The organism is Bulleidia sp. HCP3S3_C9 (assembly GCF_052064035.1).
GTDB lineage: Bacteria > Bacillota_I > Bacilli_A > Erysipelotrichales > Erysipelotrichaceae > Bulleidia.
Window position 1 is genome coordinate 1 of sequence record NZ_JBQHWJ010000044.1, and the last position, 20,885, is coordinate 20,885.

General features: G+C 35.8%; 22 protein-coding genes. 13 read left to right on the forward strand and 9 right to left on the reverse strand.

Annotation, left to right across the window (positions count from 1 at the left end):
• Nucleotides 1-231 precede the first annotated feature (231 nt).
• Complete coding sequence (locus ACTND6_RS07990) at nt 232-1,569, forward strand: sodium-dependent transporter (protein WP_441023481.1); 1,338 nt, start codon at nt 232-234, stop codon at nt 1,567-1,569.
• A 30-nt stretch (nt 1,570-1,599) separates the two neighbouring features.
• On the opposite strand, the gene infA is transcribed toward ACTND6_RS07990, so the two are convergent.
• The 4 genes from infA to tgt all read right to left on the reverse strand — a co-directional run bounded on the left by infA (nt 1,600) and on the right by tgt (nt 4,749).
• Nucleotides 1,600-1,815, reverse strand: coding sequence for a translation initiation factor IF-1 (gene infA / locus ACTND6_RS07995; protein WP_178175553.1), 216 nt, complete (start codon nt 1,813-1,815; stop codon nt 1,600-1,602).
• A gap of 67 nt (nt 1,816-1,882) precedes the next feature.
• Complete coding sequence (locus tag ACTND6_RS08000) at nt 1,883-2,578, reverse strand: epoxyqueuosine reductase QueH (protein WP_441023484.1); 696 nt, start codon at nt 2,576-2,578, stop codon at nt 1,883-1,885.
• A complete protein-coding gene (queA, locus tag ACTND6_RS08005; protein WP_441023515.1) occupies nt 2,571-3,602 on the reverse strand; it encodes a tRNA preQ1(34) S-adenosylmethionine ribosyltransferase-isomerase QueA in 1,032 nt (343 codons plus the stop codon). The genes ACTND6_RS08000 and queA overlap by 8 nt, the downstream gene beginning before the upstream one ends.
• Before the next feature lie 16 nt (nt 3,603-3,618).
• Entirely contained in the window at nt 3,619-4,749 is a 1,131-nt protein-coding gene (gene tgt / locus ACTND6_RS08010) for a tRNA guanosine(34) transglycosylase Tgt (RefSeq protein WP_441023486.1), read from the reverse strand.
• Nucleotides 4,750-4,834: 85 nt separating this feature from the next.
• On the opposite strand from tgt, the gene ACTND6_RS08015 reads away from it, so the two are divergent.
• From ACTND6_RS08015 to ACTND6_RS08030, 4 genes are all read left to right on the forward strand, one after another.
• Nucleotides 4,835-5,299 carry a hypothetical protein gene (locus tag ACTND6_RS08015; protein WP_178175549.1) on the forward strand — a complete coding sequence of 155 codons (465 nt, stop codon included), beginning with the start codon at nt 4,835-4,837 and terminating at the stop codon, nt 5,297-5,299.
• Complete coding sequence (locus ACTND6_RS08020; protein ID WP_178175548.1) at nt 5,296-5,628, forward strand: metalloregulator ArsR/SmtB family transcription factor; 333 nt, start codon at nt 5,296-5,298, stop codon at nt 5,626-5,628. Before ACTND6_RS08015 ends, ACTND6_RS08020 begins: the two co-directional genes overlap by 4 nt.
• Nucleotides 5,629-5,643: 15 nt before the next feature.
• The gene (locus ACTND6_RS08025) at nt 5,644-6,624 is read left to right on the forward strand and encodes an alpha-hydroxy-acid oxidizing protein (RefSeq protein ID WP_441023490.1); all 981 of its coding nucleotides are present in this window, start codon (nt 5,644-5,646) and stop codon (nt 6,622-6,624) included.
• Nucleotides 6,625-6,758: 134 nt separating this feature from the next.
• Entirely contained in the window at nt 6,759-7,151 is a 393-nt protein-coding gene (locus ACTND6_RS08030; protein ID WP_178175546.1) for an Inorganic pyrophosphatase, read from the forward strand.
• 26 nt (nt 7,152-7,177) lie between these two features.
• On the opposite strand, the gene ACTND6_RS08035 is transcribed toward ACTND6_RS08030, so the two are convergent.
• A complete protein-coding gene (locus tag ACTND6_RS08035) occupies nt 7,178-8,050 on the reverse strand; it encodes a zinc dependent phospholipase C family protein (protein WP_441045087.1) in 873 nt (290 codons plus the stop codon).
• A gap of 1 nt (nt 8,051) precedes the next feature.
• The gene (locus ACTND6_RS08040) at nt 8,052-9,287 is read right to left on the reverse strand and encodes a pyridoxal phosphate-dependent aminotransferase (protein ID WP_441023494.1); all 1,236 of its coding nucleotides are present in this window, start codon (nt 9,285-9,287) and stop codon (nt 8,052-8,054) included.
• A 74-nt stretch (nt 9,288-9,361) separates the two neighbouring features.
• Here ACTND6_RS08040 and ACTND6_RS08045 point away from each other — a divergent pair, with 74 nt between their 5' ends.
• The 5 genes from ACTND6_RS08045 to ACTND6_RS08065 are packed head-to-tail and all read left to right on the forward strand — an operon-like array spanning nt 9,362 to nt 13,855.
• Entirely contained in the window at nt 9,362-10,672 is a 1,311-nt protein-coding gene (locus ACTND6_RS08045) for an NOL1/NOP2/sun family putative RNA methylase (protein WP_441045089.1), read from the forward strand.
• Nucleotides 10,673-10,680: 8 nt separating this feature from the next.
• Nucleotides 10,681-11,517: a Cof-type HAD-IIB family hydrolase gene (locus ACTND6_RS08050; RefSeq protein WP_441023499.1), complete on the forward strand. Its 837-nt coding sequence runs from the start codon at nt 10,681-10,683 to the stop codon at nt 11,515-11,517.
• Nucleotides 11,514-11,885: a hypothetical protein gene (locus ACTND6_RS08055; protein ID WP_178176713.1), complete on the forward strand. Its 372-nt coding sequence runs from the start codon at nt 11,514-11,516 to the stop codon at nt 11,883-11,885. The genes ACTND6_RS08050 and ACTND6_RS08055 overlap by 4 nt, the downstream gene beginning before the upstream one ends.
• A gap of 34 nt (nt 11,886-11,919) precedes the next feature.
• Nucleotides 11,920-13,266, forward strand: coding sequence for an MATE family efflux transporter (locus tag ACTND6_RS08060; protein ID WP_441023501.1), 1,347 nt, complete (start codon nt 11,920-11,922; stop codon nt 13,264-13,266).
• A gap of 40 nt (nt 13,267-13,306) precedes the next feature.
• Nucleotides 13,307-13,855: a hypothetical protein gene (locus tag ACTND6_RS08065; RefSeq protein ID WP_441023503.1), complete on the forward strand. Its 549-nt coding sequence runs from the start codon at nt 13,307-13,309 to the stop codon at nt 13,853-13,855.
• 77 nt (nt 13,856-13,932) lie between these two features.
• Here ACTND6_RS08065 and ACTND6_RS08070 read toward each other — a convergent pair whose 3' ends face one another.
• A complete protein-coding gene (locus ACTND6_RS08070; protein ID WP_178176716.1) occupies nt 13,933-14,118 on the reverse strand; it encodes a hypothetical protein in 186 nt (61 codons plus the stop codon).
• Nucleotides 14,119-14,160: 42 nt separating this feature from the next.
• Between ACTND6_RS08070 and ACTND6_RS08075 the strand changes: the two genes are divergently transcribed.
• A complete protein-coding gene (locus ACTND6_RS08075) occupies nt 14,161-14,874 on the forward strand; it encodes an AlkZ-related protein (protein WP_441023505.1) in 714 nt (237 codons plus the stop codon).
• A gap of 105 nt (nt 14,875-14,979) precedes the next feature.
• Nucleotides 14,980-16,929, forward strand: a complete 1,950-nt coding sequence (gene glgB / locus ACTND6_RS08080) for a 1,4-alpha-glucan branching protein GlgB (RefSeq protein ID WP_441023507.1) — start codon at nt 14,980-14,982, stop codon at nt 16,927-16,929.
• Nucleotides 16,930-16,958: 29 nt separating this feature from the next.
• Here glgB and ACTND6_RS08085 read toward each other — a convergent pair whose 3' ends face one another.
• Nucleotides 16,959-18,665, reverse strand: a complete 1,707-nt coding sequence (locus ACTND6_RS08085; protein ID WP_441023509.1) for a hypothetical protein — start codon at nt 18,663-18,665, stop codon at nt 16,959-16,961.
• Between the two features lie 220 nt (nt 18,666-18,885).
• On the opposite strand from ACTND6_RS08085, the gene ACTND6_RS08090 reads away from it, so the two are divergent.
• A complete protein-coding gene (locus ACTND6_RS08090; protein ID WP_441023511.1) occupies nt 18,886-19,908 on the forward strand; it encodes a 3-deoxy-7-phosphoheptulonate synthase in 1,023 nt (340 codons plus the stop codon).
• 32 nt (nt 19,909-19,940) lie between these two features.
• On the opposite strand, the gene ACTND6_RS08095 is transcribed toward ACTND6_RS08090, so the two are convergent.
• Nucleotides 19,941-20,765 carry a Cof-type HAD-IIB family hydrolase gene (locus ACTND6_RS08095; RefSeq protein ID WP_441023513.1) on the reverse strand — a complete coding sequence of 275 codons (825 nt, stop codon included), beginning with the start codon at nt 20,763-20,765 and terminating at the stop codon, nt 19,941-19,943.
• Nucleotides 20,766-20,885: the final 120 nt, after the last annotated feature.

Consider the following 20,885-nt stretch of genomic DNA (forward strand, 5'->3'; position numbering starts at 1 on the left):
AGCCTGTCAAGCAATATTTTGCATATTTATGCGTAAATATGAACGATTTGTTCATATCTGAGAAAAATATTTCATTGAAGAAAAAAAGCACTACGCAAGTTAATGCGCAGTACACTTTAGAGATTCAATTGGTTCAATGCCTTAACTTAATGACATTGGATTTGTCTTCCGTCTTTTTCTTTTGCTTGAAACACGATATAATACTCTTTACGGTGTATAAAGAGGGGTTATATGAATCATAGAGATCATTTGGCAAGTAGAATTGGATTTATTATGCTATCAGCAGGATGCGCGATAGGATGTGGAAATGTATGGAAGTTTCCATGGATGTGTGGACAAAATGGTGGTGGCAGTTTTATGCTGCTGTATCTGATTTGTTTGCTGGTTTTAGGTCTTCCTGTTATGATCATGGAATTGAGTGTGGGCAGAGCTTCCCAGGCGAGTCCGTTGTACATGTATCAAAAGCTATCGAAAAAAGATTCCAGATGGGGAATTCTTGGAAAAGTATGCCTTGTTGGTAATTTTTCTTTGATGGCATTCTATACTGTTGTAACTGGATGGATCATTTATTATTTTGTTCAGTTTTTGTTTGGAAATTATATGGATCTTTGCTTTGCATCCATGATTGGTGATCCATTTGTAAATGTATTGTTTTTATTTGTAACACTTGTAGCATCCTTTATCATTCTGAGTTTCAATCTTCAAAATGGTCTGGAAAAGATTACAAAGTATATGATGAGTGCATTGATTGTTCTAATGCTCGTTTTAGCAGGACACAGCTTCTTTCTTTCTGGTGCAAAGGAAGGCTTGTCATTTTATCTAATCCCAAGATTTTCTGAGATTTCAGGTAATACGATCGTCAGTGCGATGAACCAGGCATTCTTTACGTTGTCCGTTGGTATGGGTGGCATGGCAATCTTTGGCAGCTATATTGGGAAAGAAAGATCTTTGATGGGGGAGGCATTAAACATTGTTTTCCTGGATACTTTCGTGGCAATTGTTGCTGGAATCATTATCTTTCCAGCGTGCTTTACATATAACGTTGAAGTCAGTGCTGGTCCTAGCTTGCTGTTTGATACGATGACAACGGTATTTAAAAATATGAGCGGTGGAAGATGGTGGGGAACATTATTCTTTCTGTTTATGGTATTTGCGGCATTATCTACAGTTCTTGGCGTATGTGAAAATATCTTGGCAATGGTTCGTGAAAAGACAGGATGGCAGCGTCCAAAGGGATGTATGGTTTGTGGATCCATTATCTTTGTACTTGCATTAACAACTGCACTTGGATTTAATGTGATTCATTTTCAGCCATTCGCATCTGGTTCAACATGGCTGGATTTCTGGGACTTCCTTGTATCATATCTCATTTTGCCATTGGGGTCTCTTGCACTCGTTATCTTCTGTACGTGGAAGTGTGGATGGGGGTATGAGAATTTTATGAAAGAAGCAAATGCAGGAAAAGGAATCAAGATTCCTTCATGCATGAAATACATCTATTGTTATATTCTTCCAGTATTTATCATTTTTATCTTTGTATATGGAATGATTACATTCCCATGGCATTAAAAAAAATAGAGAACGTTGCGTTCTCTATTTTTACTTGTTTCTGTATACAATTCTACCGTTTGTTAGATCGTATGGTGAAATTTCAACCTTTACTTTATCTCCAGGTAGAATTCTAATGTGATGGATTCTGAGCTTACCTGCGAGTGTAGCACGGATATCCATTCCATTCGTTAGCTTTACTTTGAATGCGTTAGAAGCGATTTCTTCAACGACACCTTCCATCTGGATTGCATCTTCCTTACTCAAGACTGATTCCTCCTTTGTTTTTATTCCTACGAGATAATACCATATTTATGTGTGTTTTGCACACTTTTTATGCATCTTTTGGATGACGTTCTTTATAAGAAGTTTCACATCCACAATAATCCTGTCGATATAAACAATAGTCATCACAGATCTTTTCGGATTTTAGAGCACCATTGGCTTTCTTGAAATCTGATACAAAATATTTCGTATGATCATATTGCTTTTGAAGATTCAAACCAATTTCATTGATTTTCTGAGAATCTTTCTGACGAGAGAATGTCATAACAGTAGTGAAATAATCAAAGTGATTTGTATTTGCATATGCAAATGCATGATTCATTCGCTCTGCATAACAGCCAAAACAGCTTTTCCATCCTTCTGGATCGTTGCTTCGATTTTTTAAAATCGTAGAAGCATACGTATCATAGTCATATGGTTCTACAATTAATGGAATCTCGTCATGCCATCTTTCTTTCAGATATCGTTTTAATTCATTTAAACGATGATCATGTTCTTCTTTTGGCCAGATATTGGAGTTGTTGTACATGATCGTTACATCAAATCCATTTTCCTTTAAGAAATCAATCGGCCAGCATGCACATACAATACAACATACATGAAGTACGATGGAAGGAGAACGATCTGGATGTTCCTTTTTAAAACATTCAATTTCTTTTAAAGATTCTTTGTAGAAATTTCGTTTGTTTGAAGATTTACGAGAGAATATATAATCAAGATATTCCTGCTTATCTTTTTCATTCATTTGTTAGTAACATGCAGTCACCAAATGAGAAGAAACGATATTGTTCTTTGACTGCTTCCTTATATGCATTCATAACATTTTCATATCCAGCTAAGGCACAGATCATCATGATCAGAGTACTCTTAGGCAGGTGGAAGTTTGTCAGCATGCCATCAATTGTATGATACTTGTAGCCTGGATAAATGAACAGCTTTGTTTCTAAGGAGCATTCTTCAAATTTGCCATATACATTCCATACAGATTCCAATGTTCTAACAGATGTTGTACCAATTGCAAAGATTCTTCTGCCTTCTGCTTTTGCCTTGTTCAATGTATCTGCAGCTTCCTTGCTCATCATGCATACTTCTGCGTGCATATCATGATCTTTCACGTGTTCTGTGTCCATTGGTCTAAATGTACCAAGTCCTACATGTAATGTAACGTCTACAATCGTTACCCCCTTTGCACGTAATGCATCAAAGATTTCTTTTGTGAAATGCAGACCAGCAGTAGGGGCAGCAGCACTGCCTTCAATTTTGGAATAGACTGTCTGATAGCGTTCTGGATCATTGAGCTTTTCATGAATGTATGGCGGTAAAGGTACTTCTCCTAACTGATCTAGAATCTCATTGAAGATACCAGTGTAGATCATCTTGAACTTACGTAAGCCCTTATCTCCAATTTCAACGCACTTTGCTTTGAGTCTGCCATCATGGAAAGATACGACAGTATCAATTTTTACGACCTTTGCATTTCCCACAAGACATTCCCAGATATCATCTTCCATTTGTTTAAGGAGTAACAATTCAACATGTGCACCTGTTTCTTCTTTTGTGCCAAATAGACGGGCTGGAATCACACGTGTGTTGTTTCTGACAATGACATCTCCTGCATGGAAATAGTCAACAATATCATAGAAATGCTTATGTTCATATTCACCTGTAGGAATATGCAATACCATCATTCTACTTGTTTTACGATCTTTTAAAGGTGTCTGTGCGATTAATTCTTCTGGCAGATCATAATCAAAATCTGTTGTTTTAATATCATTTAAGTCCATATTAGAATCCTCTTTCATCAAATTTCATTGTTGCAAGCTTCTCTGCTTTAAATTCATTGAAACGATCTTCTTTGATTGCTGTACGCGCATCTTCCATCAATTTAATCAAGAAACGAATGTTATGGATAGAGAATAATCTTGTACCAAAACCTTCATTTGCACGACACAGGTGATTTAAGTATGCACGTGTATAGTTGCGACATGTATAACAGTCGCATTCTTCATCTAGAGGTCTGAAGTCTTCTTTGTATTGAGCTTTACGAATATTGATTCTTCCATGGGAAGTCATCAATGTTCCATGACGTGCAATACGTGTAGGCAGTACACAGTCACACATATCAATATTCATGCTTACTGCATCTAATAAATCGTTGACTGCACCAACACCCATTAAATATCGTGGCTTATCAAATGGAAGTACTTCCTGAGACATCTGTACCATTTTACGGAATGTTTCCTTGTCTTCACCAACAGATGTACCGCCAATGGCGTATCCTGGAAAATCCATTTCGACAAGCTTTTCAGCACAGTAGTGACGGAGATCTTCATATTCACCACCTTGAACAATACCAAAGATACCTTGTTCATCTGGTCTCTTATTGGCATTCTTTCCTCTTTCAGCCCAGCGTAATGTTCTTTCCATACTCTTTTTAGCGTATTCATATGTTGCTGGGAAAGGAATGCATTCATCAAAGCTCATCATGATATCAGCACCAATCTTATTCTGAATCTGGATGCTCTTTTCAGGAGAAAGGAACATCTTATCTCCGTTTAAGATATTTCTGAATTCAACGCCTTCTTCTGTAATCTTGCGTGTTTTGGCAAGAGAGAATACCTGGAAACCACCAGAATCCGTCAGCATTGGTCCAGGGTAGCGCATGAAGTTCTGTACGCCGCCAGCCTTGGCAACGATATCTTCTCCAGGACGCAGCCATAGGTGATAGGTATTGGCAAGTACGATACCACTTCCCATTTCTACAAGTTCTTCTGGGGAAATGAATTTTACAGTTGCCTGTGTACCTACAGGCATAAACATTGGTGTTTCCACATCACCATGTGGTGTATGCAAGATTCCTGTTCTTGCACCTGAGTTTTTATCTATGTGTGTAATCTCAAATGTAATTGGGTTCATTGTTTATTTTTCCTTTTTCAACCTTATAAGTATAACAAATCCTTTTGATATGCACGAGACCACATGATGTTATAATACTATACGTATGAAATCACAAGTCATTAGATGCAGAAATCTGCCAAAAAATCCAAAAACATATGAAAAGATCATCAACGTAAAACCAGTTGGTCTATTGATCGTCACTTTGATCGTTGGTGTTTTAATTACAATATTGAAACCGTATCTTGCAATGAGCGGGATATCCATGATTGTTTTATCATTGTTTTGTCTGATTGTAATGCCAGATCGTGATTTATGTAAATTTACAAAGGATTACCTTGTTTTATACAACAGGCATAACAGAGATGAGTGTTCTCTTATATATTGGGATGAAGTCGTATCGTGGCATTATGAATGGTATAAAACATATGATCAGCTTGTCATTGAAATGATTGATGGCTCAACGGAAATTCAGGATATGTATTCCATTGGTTCCATTAAGAAAAGCATGGATCATCATATCCCAGGAAAAATGAAAAAGAACAAGCATTTTAGAAAGGATCAGAGATGAAATATCAAGATAGTGAAGGCGTAGAAATTGCAAAGCAGCAAATGATTGCAGAAAAAGATGTAGATGCGATGAGTGAAATATTTGATATGTTTGGAGATTCTACTAGACTAAAGATTATGAATGCGTTGTTTGCACATGAATTGTGTGTAAGTGATCTTGCTTCCTTGCTGGAGATGAGTACATCAGCAATTTCTCATCAGCTCGCAAATTTAAAAAAGACAAAACTTGTCCGTACTAGAAAAATTGGGAAAATGGTCTATTATTCTATGGCAGATGAACATATTGAAAATATATACCGTATGGCATTAGAACATATTCACGAAAAATAGAAGGAAGTGTTGAAAATGAGTTTGAAATGTAGAGAATGCAAAGAATGTAATGGAATCGCATGCAGGGGAGAAATCCCAGGACTTGGCGGGAAAGACACAGGAAGATCTTTTATCCGAAATGTCGAAAAAATGAAAGAAGTAAAGATCAATCTGGATGTTTTATGCGATGATTCACCAATTTCTACAGCAGCAGAAATCTTATCACAAAAGATGGCTGCTCCAATTTTTGTTGCACCGGTTGCTGGTATTAAAGGAAATTATGGTGCGGATATCAGTGAATATGACTATAACTGTAGTGTTTTAAAAGCATGTGAAGATACAGGGATTGTTGGATTTACAGGAGATGGAATTGATCTTGAAAACTTGTTTGCTTTACCTGCACAGGCTGTCAATGATCATGATGGAAAAGGAATTGTTACAATCAAGCCATGGATCAAAGAAGGTGTAGATGCACGTATTGATGTATTGAAAGACAAGAAGTTCATGGCTGTTGCGATGGATGTTGATGCAGCTGGTCTTCCTTTACTAAGAGCAGGCAAGACACCAGTTGAAAACAAGAATGCTGAAAAGCTGAGATATATGAAAGAAAATTTGAATAAGCCATTTATTGTAAAAGGCGTGATGAGTGTACATGCTGCACTTGTCGCAAAAGAAGCAGGTGCTGATGCAGTTGTTGTCAGCAATCATGGTGGAAGAGTTCTGGATGACTGTAAAGCTACAATTGAAGTATTGCCTGAAGTCGTGAAAGCTGTTGGCGATGATATGACAGTATTTGTTGATGGTGGTATCCGTAGTGGTATGGATGTATTTAAGTGTCTTGCATTAGGTGCAGATGGTGTTCTTGTTGGCAGACCATTTGCATTGAGCTGTGTGAAGGGTGGAAGCGAAGGTCTTGAAAAAACAATTCGTTTATATATTGATCAATTACAGTCAACAATGCGTATGACAGGTTGTCATTCTATCAAAGATATTGATGCTTCTAAAGTGAGCTTTTGAAAATGAATGAATAAATTTTCATAAAAACAGTAAGAGGTTACATTGTGGAAAATAAGATAAGAAATAATGTAGTTTATCTTGTTTACTTTTCATATAGTCTCAAGTAAAATGATTCATGGAGTGTGAAGTTTAAAATGAAAGAATTTGAAAACAATGCCCTTTTCTGGCAGAAAGTTGATAGTTTGTTCTTGTCTGGCACAAAAACATTGATGAAGAAAAAAGGAGAACATCATGATACATACAACAATCTTGTTTATCCTGTAGATTATTCACGTATTGTTGATATGAAGAGTCCTTCTGCTCACGGTGTTGCGGTATATATGGGAAGTGGAAACAGAAACAGTGTAACTGGTTTGATCGTAGCCGCAGATATTCTTGAAAAAGAATTAGATGTTAAATTACTTGCAGGTTGTACAGACGAAGAAATTGAAGATGTACTTCGCTATCTCAACCAGACAGAGTTCCAGAAAACAATTGTAATCAGAAGAAATTCTGTTGTTCCTGAATGGGCGCAGGGAGATAACTAATAAAAAACCGGGTTGACCGGTTTTTTTTAATCTTCATATGCAATTTCTGTTCCACAGAAATTCTTTTTGAAATCATCGTTTGTATGATGCAACAGGATACGATGTGCTTTTAATACTGCTTTTCCATATAACTGTGGGAAAGAGGAAGAAATCGTTTCTTCTGTATTCCAAGGTAATGGATAGCTTTTATGATCTAGATTGATGATATCTAATACATTTGTATTATCGAGCATCATTGCGGTGATTGCATGTGTTCCTTTCATGAAGACATTTTCAATTGCATAAAAGAAATCATGTTTGATTTTATTTGGAGCGAGTACACGCGTATAGAAAGCAACGTCCTGGATTGCATGATTCAAGTGCTTTTCAGAAATGGAGATATGGAAAACATCCATAAACATATTGTGATACATTTCTGCCAGTTGCCTGCAGCAGGATGCATTGATCTTCAGGTATTTATATACATTGTATGATTCTTTACTTCTGCCACGCTGTGCAAGCATCCATACATCAATTTCACTTTCCAGCCCAACATGGATTTCTCCTTCATTTTTACCCGTTTCATTGTGCAGTTTACGAGAAACACCATACACAAGAGGGTGGACTGTAGAATCTAGGCAATAATGACAAAGATAGCCTAGAAAGTAGCTTTTTAGATCTTCACTTGCATTGGCATATCTTTCAAAGTAGGAGATGACTTCTGTTACTTTATGTACATGCATCATATTTCCATATTTCTTTGTAGAGCCAGGTAAGATGGATGCTCGGTTAAAGAACAATAAGTCAGGACCTTGGGACCCTAAGAAAAACATTTGTCTGTTTTTTACAAGTTTTGCGATTTCTGGCGATGTTCTTAAAACATCTTTTGCCATTTCCACATGTGTTGTAGCAGCTGGCATATTAATTGAGTGACCTTTCAATTTCTTTCATTTTCTCAGCCAATCCATATACCTTTGCAACAGGTAAAGAACATACCGCAACACGAATACCTTTATTCACTGCGACAGTATAGATATGCTCAGCCATCAATGCCTTGTGGAAAGCATCACGATAGGCATTATCTTTCATTTTTAATGTAACAAAGAAACCTTCTTTGTATGGATAATGTGCCAAGCCAGCCTGATCTGCTTCTTCTAAGAAGATTTCACTTCTTTTTTTCATGAGATCAATGTATTTCTGTTTTTCTTTCATGTATGCATCTTTACCTTCTGTAACGATCCATACAAAGTTGTTCATTGCGGCATTTGGAATATTTGACCATGTTGCACGTGCCTTCTTTTCCATGAAGATTTCTGCTTCTCTGACTGCTTCTTCTTTCTGTGCAAGAATCACAGCACCACCACATCTTAAACCATAGGATGTTAAAGCCTTTGAACAAGAGAATTCAACAACGATCATTACATTGTTAGAAATGTCATTGAATGTTTCCATATAATCTCTGCTTGTCGATAACTGATAGGAATAGTCAATATATGCAATATCATTTAATAAAACAACAGAATGTGTTTTAGATACTTCATTCAAGAATGCAATGAGTTCTTTCCATTCTTCTTTTGTCAATGAATAGCCTGTAGGGTTATGACAAGGGTCATTGATGACCATACAGATATGATCTTGTTTCAACATGACTTTTTGAATTGTTTCTTTGACAGAATTTAAATTGAAATGATCTTCTTCAAACATGTGATAGCGTTCAACTTTAATGTTATTGACAGAAGCCATCAAAGCATAGTTTCCCCATGCGATATCTGGAATCATCAAAGTATCTCCAGCATCTAAGAATGTCTCAATGGACATACTGACTGCACCACTTCCGCCAGGCGTAGCAATGACTGAATGTGCAAGTTTTACATCTGCATCTTGCTTGACCCATTCATAGACAGCTTTTCTATAATCAGGGTTTCCTGAAAAGCTGGAGGCATAGGCAGCCTTTGTACGATGATCAATGGCATCGTAATGATTAAATACTTCATCTAATGCAACGAGCTTTTCATCTTCTCCATAAAGAGATCCAATTGTAGCATCAATTACATTTTCACTTCCATTTTGTTGTTTGTCTTGTTTCGCTTTTGAAACAATTGAGAACACGTTATCTACGATAGGTGTTTTGTCAGCACTTTTCTTAACAAATGTCATGTTTGCTTCTCCTAAATATAAATACGGACAAATTATAACACTTTCACGTCTATTCGTTGTAGAATTGAATGCATATGATGCAACTTCCAGAGAAATATTTAAATGAAATGAAAAACATATTGAAAGATGAGTTTGATTTATATCTAAATTCTTTCAATGAAGAACATATTACTTCTTTACGAGTAAATGAATCTAAGATTTCTGTTGAGGAATTTTTAAAAGTTTTTCCATATCCATTAGAACAAGTACCATGGTGTCATAATGGATTTTATTATCGTTCTACTGATCCAGTGACAAAACACCCATACTACTATGCTGGTCTTTACTATATACAGGAAGCAAGTGCAATGTTGCCTGCAGAAACGCTTCCTGTAGAAGAAAATGATCGTGGTTTAGATGTATGTGCTGCTCCAGGTGGCAAAAGTACAGAACTAGGTGTGAAATTGAAAGATAGTGGTGTATTGATTTCCAATGACATTTCTTATTCAAGATGTCAGGCGCTTTTAAAGAATCTAGAGAGATTTGGAATTCGAAATGCATATGTAATAAGTGAATCTCCAGATAAATTGGAACATTATTTCGATGAATACTTTGATAAAATCTTAATAGATGCGCCTTGCAGCGGGGAAGGAATGTTTCGAAAAGATGCTAGTCTAATTGAAGCATGGAAAGAAAAGGATTCTTCCTGCTATGTACCGATTCAAAAAAGTATTATGCAAAGTGCATTGAAAATGTTAAAACCTGGTGGATATATTGTGTATTCAACATGTACATTTTCTAAGGAAGAAGATGAAGAAATTATTCAGTATGCTTTATCTCTAGATGATTGTTTAGAAGTTATACCACTTCCTTATGTAGATGGCTTTGTGCAGAATGCATATGGAACAAAACTGTTTCCACATCGGATTCATGGGGAAGGACATTTTGTTTCTCTTTTAAGAAAAAAAGGAGATAAAAAAGAAAACAGATACTGCAAGGAAGCAGTAACATTTGATGAAGGTAATATTCATGCATGTTTTTCTTCTTCTAAGAAATTAGAAATCAAAGATAGAATGTATGCATGTAGAGATACTGGTGTCAATCTAGATGGTTTAAGAATCATGCGTTCTGGTGTATTGCTTGCGGAAAAGAAAAAGGGACGCATTGAATGCAATGAAATATTGCCAATGTATCTCAAAGCAAAGGAATTGAAAAACTGTATTTCTTTGCATGCGGATGATATCCGTGTGATCAAATACTTAAAGGGTGAAACGATTGATGTGAAAGATCAAGTCTGCAAGGATGGTTTGAATGTAATTTGTGTCGATGGCTTTCCTTTAGGATTTGTGAAGTGCAGTAAGGGAATTTGTAAAAACAAGTATCCAAAAGCATGGATACTGAAGTAGGAGGAATGATGAATCAGTTTAAAGTTATTGCGGCAGATATTGATGGAACACTTTGTATGAAAGGGGAAGATTTGATGCCACTGACACGCAGTGCAATTAAAAAGCTGCATGCAGAAGGTGTGAAATTTGGTCTGGCAACAGGTAGACCTGTAGATTCTAGAGTATTAAGCTATGCTGAAAAGTGGGATCTTGGTTTTCCATTTGATTTTGCGATTGGTATGAATGGTGGAGAATTATATGATCTAAAAACGAATACAACAGAAAAATATTATCTGTTAAGCAAAGAAAATATTCGTAAGATTCTAGCATTCTTAATGCCTTATGATATTAATGCTATTGTTTATGTCGATGGATATGAAGAAGTTCGCTGTTTGAAAATGGATGATTTTATGATTTCATCCAAAGCACGCAACAAATCTCATGTTATCGTTGGCGGCATTGATACGCTTGCTGAATTTGATACTGGGAAAGTAGAAGTACAATTCAAAGGTGAAATGAGAGAGGAAATCTTAAAAGTTGTAGAAGCAAATCAGGATCCAGCCTGGATCATGACGCAGACATACTTTGATGAACATCATTGTACATTTGAATTCCAGGATCCAAGAGTCAATAAAGGGGTTGGATTAGAAAAATATTGTGAAAGATATGGCATTCCAATGGAAGATGTATTGGCATTTGGTGATCAGGAAAATGATATTGGATTGATGAAGAGTGCTGGCTGTGGAGTTTGCTTAAGCAACGGTGCAGATTTAACAAAATCACTTGCGAAGGCAATTACAGAACATGATGTATTAGATGATGGAGTAGGACATTGGCTGTATGACCATGTCATTGATAAAAAATGACTTATCACGCAGAAGGTGTTGTAGCTTCTTATCCATATACATTTGATGTGGATGAGAATGATATTGGTACAGTTGTAGCTTTTATCTATGATCAGATGCAAATCATAGATGACAAGAAGCAGGAAGTGTTGAATGAGCTTTCATCATTGCAGACACAAAAAGATTCAGGATACACACTTATGGATGACAAAGTTGTCTATATTACAAAAGAAAGCATTCAGGACTATAAGGATCTTGAACATGCAGAAGTTGGAATTCGCAGGCACTTTATAGAAGATTTTATTGAAACAGATGAAGATCTGCATAAAATTGTTCATCCATATCATGCACATACATTAAAAACAGAATTTGTAATTGAAGAGGGATGAGAATCTCTCTTCTTCAGTATTTTGGAGGGTGAAAATGAAAGAAAATACACAGCTTATGACCGTTGGAGATTATAAAAAGAAGATTATTCTTTTTACAATTCCATTGTTTATTGGAAATTTATTCCAGCAAATGTATAACACTGCAGACTCATTGATTGTTGGTAACTTCCTTGGACCACAGGCACTAGCCGCAGTAAGTGGTGTTTCTTCGCTGACATTTTTATTTGTAGGTTTCTTCCAGGGATTTTCTACGGGTGCAGGTGTAGTCATTGCACGACTTATTGGAGCCAATAATACGGAAAAAACATCAAAAGCTGTACATACAACAGTATTGCTAGGTGTTATCTTATCGATTTCTATGACGCTGCTTGGCTATTTTCTGGCTCCTGAATTATTGAAGCTGATGGGAACACCAGAAGATGTATATCCTTTATCTAAGATTTATTTACAGATCTATTTCTTAGGTTTCTCAGGACTTGTCATGTATAACACATTTACCGGTATATTACAGGCAGCAGGGGATTCCAAGCGTCCATTGTATTATCTTGTGATTTCTTCTATGATCAATATTGTACTGGATATTGTATTGATTGCGGTATTTAAAATGAATGTAGAAGGTGCAGCAATCGCTACGATTTTCTCTGAAATTTTAACTGCAGTACTGGTTGGATATAGACTGGTTCATACAGAAGGTGCAACACAGTTGCATTTCAATGAATTAAGAATCGATGCAGATTGCTTGAAGCAAATTGTTAAGTTTGGTTTTCCTACTGCATTACAGTCATCCGTCATTGATGTTTCTAATATTTTAATTCAGTCCTATATCAACTCTTTTGGCTCATTGGCAATGGCTGGTATTGGTGCTTCAACAAAGGCAGAAGGGTTTATCTTCCTGCCGGTAACTTCCTTCTCTATGGCAATGACAACATATATTTCACAGAATATGGGTGCTGAAGAATATGAAAGAGTCAAGAAAGGAATCCGTTTTGGATATGCTTTATCTTTATCAATCATTGAAGCAATGGGTATTATTCTTTTCTTGTTTGCCCCAACGATCATTGCATTCTTTAACAATGATCCACAGGTTGTTGCCTATGGTGTTGGAAGAGCACGTACTTGTGGTCTATTCTTTATGCTTGTTGGATATTCTCATATTGCTTCTGCGGTTTGTAGAGGTCTTGGGAAACCAGCAGCACCAATGGTGATTATGCTTGTATGCTGGTGTGCTGTTAGAGTTGGTGTTTTATTTACAATTGGTCAGCTATTCCATAACATATTGCTTGCATACTGGATTTATCCAATCACATGGACATTATCTACAATTGTTTTCTATGTATATCTGAAAAATGTGGAGAAGAATGTTTTACCACAAATAAAGTAAATACTGATAAAATATACATAACAAAGGTTTGGTGATAATTATGGCAAAACGTATAACAACGGATACAGAATACTGGCAATTAAAAGATGATTGTGAAAAAGCATATGCTGCAAGTGAAAAAGAAACAGATAAGAAAAGAAGAAAAGAACTTCTTTCTACTGTAAAAGAGAATCAGAAACTATTAGCAGATTATGCAAAAAGAAAGAAAAAAGATACGCTTGCTTTGATAAAGAAAGAAATCAAACTTGCGAAAATTCGTAATAAGACAAAAGCAGATAAACAGATTTTCTTTAATATCAGTGATATTGAATCAAAGTATATTGATTTTACTTCCTTGAGCGAAAAAGAAAGAAATAAATTGTCTGTTAAAAAAGAAAGTATGATTGAAATGATGAAGAAGGGAATGTATGTCAAATTAAAAGACGATTCCGGTATTTATCAGGTCAAGCATAGTGATGATTATATGGATGGCATGAATTATCTTTCTACTGCGAGATATTCTGATGTTGCGGTACAGGATATTGCATTGATCATTGATCGTTATTACTACGAATCAGAACTTTCTAGAACAGGACATAAAGTACACTAAAAGATATCAAGATGAAGTGAACCCACTAAAAAAAGAAGCTGTCACAATGAATGCATATGCATTCATTGCGGCAGCTTTTACTGTACGTGATATGGACTTTTTTTATAGCCGGATAAGCGTGTTACAAGTTCTCCATCACTTAATGAACTGAATGGTCCAATCAAACGATCAAGTTCTTCTAACATTTCTCCAACTGTTTTATTAGCAAATGCTTCCATATGAATTTCTTCAAATAATTCATAAATATTGTGTCTGTCAGTCATTTTTGTTTGCCTCCTTTAGAATCATGCGATTAAAATTATATCATGACTAAGACGATTGAAGATATTTATATTACATCAAAACAAGAGATGATTGATGCGGTCAATGCATCAGGCATTCTTCCATTATTTTCAAATACGATCAAAGGATTTTCTATTGAGGAACGTTGTGCAAAAGAAGTATATTTTTCTTCTTCCGCTGGTATTTGGGAATGGAAAGGACCCGTGATTCAACAGACAAAAAGTGCCTATGGGAAATTCTTTGAGAATAAGGCAGTGTTTGTATCTCCAAAATTCATCAATGATCTTGCAAACTTTAAACGAGATGGCTTTGATTTTGATGCTAGATGTGATGAAGGACTCGTGAGTTATGATACAAAGTACTTGTATGATTTGATTGCTTCTCATTATTCAGTACTTTCTAAACAGTTGAAAAGTGAAGGGGGATATGTAAAACCTAGAAAGAATGATCCTGTACAATGGGAAGCAAGAAAAGGTTTTGATACGCAGCTGACAAAACTGCAGAAGCTTGGCTATATCACCACAACAAATTTTGAATATGAAATGGATAAGCGAGGAGAATTCTATGGCTGGGGAATTGCAAGATACGCTACATTTGAGAATGCATTTGGAAAGAAGTTCAGTAATCATGTGTATGACAGAAGTGTAGAAGAATCATATCTGCGTTTATTCAAACAGTTAAAAAAGATCCTTCCACATGTGGAAGATAATGAAATTGAATATTATCTGCATCATTAATGAAAATGGAAAATAGTCATTTTTAATGATTTGTTTAGCACATGAAATAAATAAAATGTATAATTGTAGTATAAATGTAAACGTTATCATTAAGGAGTGAGTATTATGGCTCAAAAGAAAACTACAATACAAAAGAAAACTACTTCCAGGAAGGTTTCTATGCCAAAGGATCCTAGCTTTATCACGGAATATGACCGTTATCTGTTTGGCACAGGTACAGACTATAAAATCTATCAGAAGATGGGCGCACATAAAGCAAAGCTCAATGGAAAGACAGGTATGCATTTTGCGGTATGGGCACCAAATGCAAAAGCAGTTTCGATTGTCTGTGAAAGAAATAATTGGGACCCTAAAGCAAATTATATGCTTCCTTTAGAGAAGAGTGGTATTTTTGAAGGCTTTATGGAAAGTATGGATTATGGAGAAATCTATAAATACACAATTGAAACACAGACAGGAGATATTTTATACAAGGCAGATCCATATGCATTCTCAGCAGAATTAAGACCTGGCAATGCTTCTAAAACTGCAGATATTTCATCTTATAAATGGAAAGATGCAAAGTGGATGGAAAGTCGTAAAGAACATACTGGCTATGATCAGCCAATGTCTATTTATGAAGTCCATTTAGGATCATGGAAAAAGAAAGATGATGGCAGTGAAGATGGCTTCATGAACTATCGTGAATATGCAGATGAACTTGTAGAGTATTGTGCATATATGGGATATACACATGTAGAACTGATGGGGATTGCAGAACATCCGTTTGATGGCTCCTGGGGATATCAGGTAACTGGATATTATGCACCTACCAGCAGATATGGTGCTCCACAGGATTTTATGTATTTAGTGGATACATTACATAAGCATCATATTGGTGTCATTCTAGACTGGGTGCCTGCACATTTCCCTAAAGATGCATTTGGTTTAGCTGATTTCGATGGTACACCAACATATGAATATGCAGATCCTAGAATGGGTGAACATCCAGACTGGGGTACAAAGATCTTTAACTATTCTAAGAATGAAGTGAAAAACTTCTTGATTGGCAATGCATTGTACTGGTTTGATGAATATCATATTGATGGATTAAGAGTAGATGCGGTTGCTTCTATGTTATATCTTGACTATGGTAGAAAAGACGGTGAATGGGTACCAAATAAATATGGTGGAAATGGTAATTTAGATGCCATTGAATTCTTCAAGCATTTAAACAGTGTTATTCGTGGCAGAAAAGATGGAACAATCATTATTGCAGAAGAATCTACCGCATGGCCTAAGATTACAGAAGCACCAGAACACGATGGACTTGGCTTTACATATAAATGGAATATGGGATGGATGCATGATTTCTTAGATTATATGAAATTAGATCCATACTTTAGAAAAGACAATCATAACAAGATGACATTTGGCATGTCTTATGCAACAAGTGAAAAGTTTATTCTTGTATTGTCTCATGATGAAGTTGTGCATTTGAAGTGTTCTATGATCAACAAGATGCCTGGATTACTTGAAGATAAATTCAAGAATCTAAAGGCAGGTTATCTATTTATGTTTGGTCATGCGGGAAAGAAGTTATTGTTTATGGGACAAGACTTTGGACAGGCACATGAATGGAATGAAAAAGTACAGCTCGACTGGTGGGAATGTGATAATCCTCTCAATAAAGACCTGCAGGATTTTGTTAGAGATTTATTACATGTCTATAAGAAATTTCCGGCGATGTATGCACTTGATGATTCGTGGGATGGCTTTGAATGGGTAAATGCAGATGATAGAGAACGTAGTATTTTCTCCTTTATCAGAAAAGACAGCACTGGAAAGAATGCACTCTTATTTGTGATCAACTTTACACCAGTAGAGAGAGATGACTATATGGTGGGTGTTCCAAATGCAGGTACATATTCGCTAGTATTGGATGAACATGGACTTGTCACGGAAAAGAAATCATTGAGAGCGAAAAAGGGCGAATGTGATGGAAAAAAATATCATATTTCTTACCCATTACCAGCATATGGATGTGCTGTATTCAAATTCAACTACAACAAATAAAAAAGATGGCATTCCAAATGGAGTGCCATTTATTTTTTGTTTACAACGAAATCTAGTAATGCTTTTGCACCTTCATCAATTCCATGATCTCCTTTATCAGGAAGACCAAGACACGTGTATACTTCTCCAACAGGAATCTGTTGTTCAAACAGTTTATCAAAAACCTGATCAATTAAAGTGGAACATTCTTTTTGCTTCTGCATTGGTCCAAATGGATTGGCGAAGAATGTTTTTGACAATCCTGTTTCCTGTGTTGTTCCTAATGCAAAACGTTTTCCTTCAATAAATGTAGTTTTTGCTTCTTCTTCATCCTTGAATAGATGCATGCCTCTTTGATCTGTATAGTTGTTTGCGTAAATAAAGCAGTCAATATCATGGTCTTGTGTAATGAGTTTGTAGTTCCCTGCAGGAACGACAACTCTTGCATTTTTCTTTTCGGGGTTAAAGAAAATAGAACGATGCAGATCTTTATATGCAGTTGCTTTTTCTAGATCGTCCAGTCTGACAAAGGCACCAATTTCTGTACCTTCTGCTTTTAAACGACCATTTTTATCAATATGAACACTACCCATATCATCAAATACAGTTTCCTGATGATCAATGATATCAGATGCAAGATGACTTAGAGCTTCTAGTGTTTCAGATTTACCAGCACCAGAATCACCCATAAACAATAATCCACGCTTTGAACCATCTTTTAAGTATAGATTCACCATTGCACCATGGATTGGCAGCCATCCGCGTTTCATCGCAACGAGATTATGCAATGTTAATAATGATTTTTTTGTGTAACCAAAGTAATCGATTTCTTCACTTGCACTTGTTTTACCAATATAAATATCATTTTCTTCATCATAGTAGAAGACAGTATCTTTTGTGTCATCATGATTACCAAATAATAAGATTGCATCTGGTTTTCTTCCAAGACAGTCTTCACTCCTGGCCAGCTGGAATAATCCTGTTGTACCAACACAGCTGGATAGATAGTCTTTGTGGAAATATGCATACACTAATAATTTACCAATCAGACAAGGAAAACAGAACCAGTCTTCAGAATCGCCATTAAAATCTTCAATTGGATTATGATCATGTTCTTTAAATACATTGGATCGTTTATTTGATTTTGTATGAATGATCAATGGAGTTCTTACCATAATCGTATGAACAAATGCAATGTCTTTGAGTTTTTCGTAAGCAGATGGACAATTCCATTCATACTTCTGCATCAGTAAAGATGCATTTGTACCAGCATCCAGCTGTTTATAGACGTTGTCTCTTCTTCCAGTGATCTTTGCTTCTACCGTACGATAGAAGTTTCTTGCGAGTTCATTGATTTCATGATCTAGATTCATGAATGCGTTTGTTGCGTAGCTGTCTGCGTTCTGTAAATAAAGAATAGAATAACGATCCAGTGAAGTCCAGTAGCGATAGCCTTCAGAAATCACTTCTTCCATGATATCTGGTAATTCTAGATAAGGAATGTCTGCGGTTTCTGTATGAATCAACAGCAGTAAACGTAATGTACCTTTGAGCTTTGTTAATACCTGTTCACGGTCATTGTCTTTCTGGTACAAGAATTCTCTTAAGTCTCTACGATGATTTTCTAAATAATCTAAATATTGATTTAAAAATATATTGAATAGAGGGGAGTCTAGTAATTGGGCGGAAGAAGTTAATGTATCAGAAGTGAAGTTTAAAATCACTTCATTTTCGTGAAAATAACATTTTTCTTTCATATAAATTTCTCCTTTTTATAAATTTGTATGTAAAGGGTTACATTTAAGCTATTATACAGTGAAACGTAATTTTTTCACAGAATATTCATGTAACAAAAAAAGGGATTTGTATATGGAAAAGAAAATAAATGGAAAAATATTGAAAAGAAATGATATGAAGTTTCAATACATTTCGTTATAATATACGAGAAATATAGGGGAAAAAGATATGACTAGCAACATGAAATATATTAGACAGCTTCCTTCACCTGAAAAATTAAAAGAAGCTTTTCCATTAACAGAAGAAATTATTCGAACAAAACAGAGAAGAGATAAGGAAATTGCAGATGTTTTTACTGGAAAAGATGATCGTTTCTTATTGATCATTGGTCCATGCAGTGCAGATCGTGAAGATGCGGTACTGGAATATATGAATAAACTTGCTGGAGTACAGGAAAAAGTGAAAGACAAGATCTTGATGATTCCTCGTGTATACACAAACAAGCCTCGTACAAAGGGTGTTGGATATAAAGGAATGTTCCATCAGCCAGATCCACATAAAAAAGAAGATATGCTGAAAGGAATCATTGCTATTCGTCAATTACATTCTGATGTAATTAAACAGACTGGTTTTACATGTGCAGATGAAATGCTTTATCCTGATAACTATGCATATTTAAATGATGTACTTGCCTATGTTGCAATTGGTGCTAGAAGTGTAGAAGATCAGCAGCATCGTATCGTTGCCAGCGGGGTAGATATTCCTTGTGGTATGAAGAATCCTACTGGTGGAGATCTGAGTGTCATGATGAATGCCATTTCTGCTGCACAGGTAAAACAGAAATTTGTATATCGTGGATGGGAAGTGGAAACAGAAGGCAATCCATTAGCCCATGTCATTATGAGAGGATATGTGGATCGTTATAATCATTCTCATTCTAACTATCATTATGAAGATCTGATGGAAGTAAAATCTTTATATCATCAGTTTAATCTTGAAAATCCTGCAGTCATTGTTGACTGTAATCATAACAATTCTGGCAAGAAATTTATGGAACAGATCCGTATTGCAAAGGATGTCATTCATTCTATGAAATGCAGTGAGGAAATTCATGAACTTGTCAAAGGTGTCATGATTGAAAGTTATCTTGTTGATGGTGCACAAAAACCTGAAGAAACAGTGTATGGAAAATCCATTACAGATCCATGTCTAGGATGGGAAAAAACTGAACAGCTGATTTATGAATTGGCTGAAGAATTATAAAAAAACAAAGAGTCGCAAATTGCGGCTCTTTTCTATAGGATATTTTTTAGTAAATATTTTCCAACACCATCTTCACTGGAAGCATATTCTGTAATGTCATCTGTGATATCTTTGACATCATCCATGCCATTTTTCAGACAAACAGACCATCCAGCACACTTTAACATTTCAATATCATTTTCTGCATCTCCAAAGGCAATCACAGAAGAAAATGGAATGTTGTGTTCATGACAGAAATGTGTAATTCCACTGCCTTTAGTAACAGATGCATTCTGCAATTCCACCAAAGTATCATTTGTTTTGAAGCAGGCAATTTCTTTTGGAAGTATTGTCTTTCCTAAGTGTTCTAATTCATCCGCAATTTCAATGGAATCACAGCGATATAGAATCTTTCCTGTAGGCTCGGCATAGAGATCTGCATCGGAAGTGCAAGCTTCTACTTTACAGCTGTGTCTTAAACCACTTTGAATGATTTCATCATCAATATATCTAGATAATTCATATCCGTCACGATACACAAAAGGGTTGATTCCTTGAATATCTTTGAATGTTTCCACAATTGCTTTGAGTTGTTCTACTGTTAATGGATTATACTGAGTTGTTTTGTTTGTTGACTTTTCCCAGATTTCTCCACCATTCATTCCAATCAGAAAATCAAATTGAAAAGAAAGTTTCCATTCTTTGTGATGATCTTTTAATCCTTGCCATAGGGGTCTGCCACTTGCAATTCCTACTATCATTCCTTCCTGATGCATCTTCTCAAATGCCTGGATCGTTTCTTTTTGTGGGATACGGACAGTTCTAGAACGCAGTGTTCCATCAACATCCGCTACAAATACTTTAAAGTTCTTTTTCATACGCATTTAATTTTTCATAATTAACCATCAGATTCACTATTGAGCAAAAATAGGAAAAGCAGCATTCAAAGCATTCGTAATCTGTCTGCGGGTCATTGGATGAGATTTAAAAATATATTT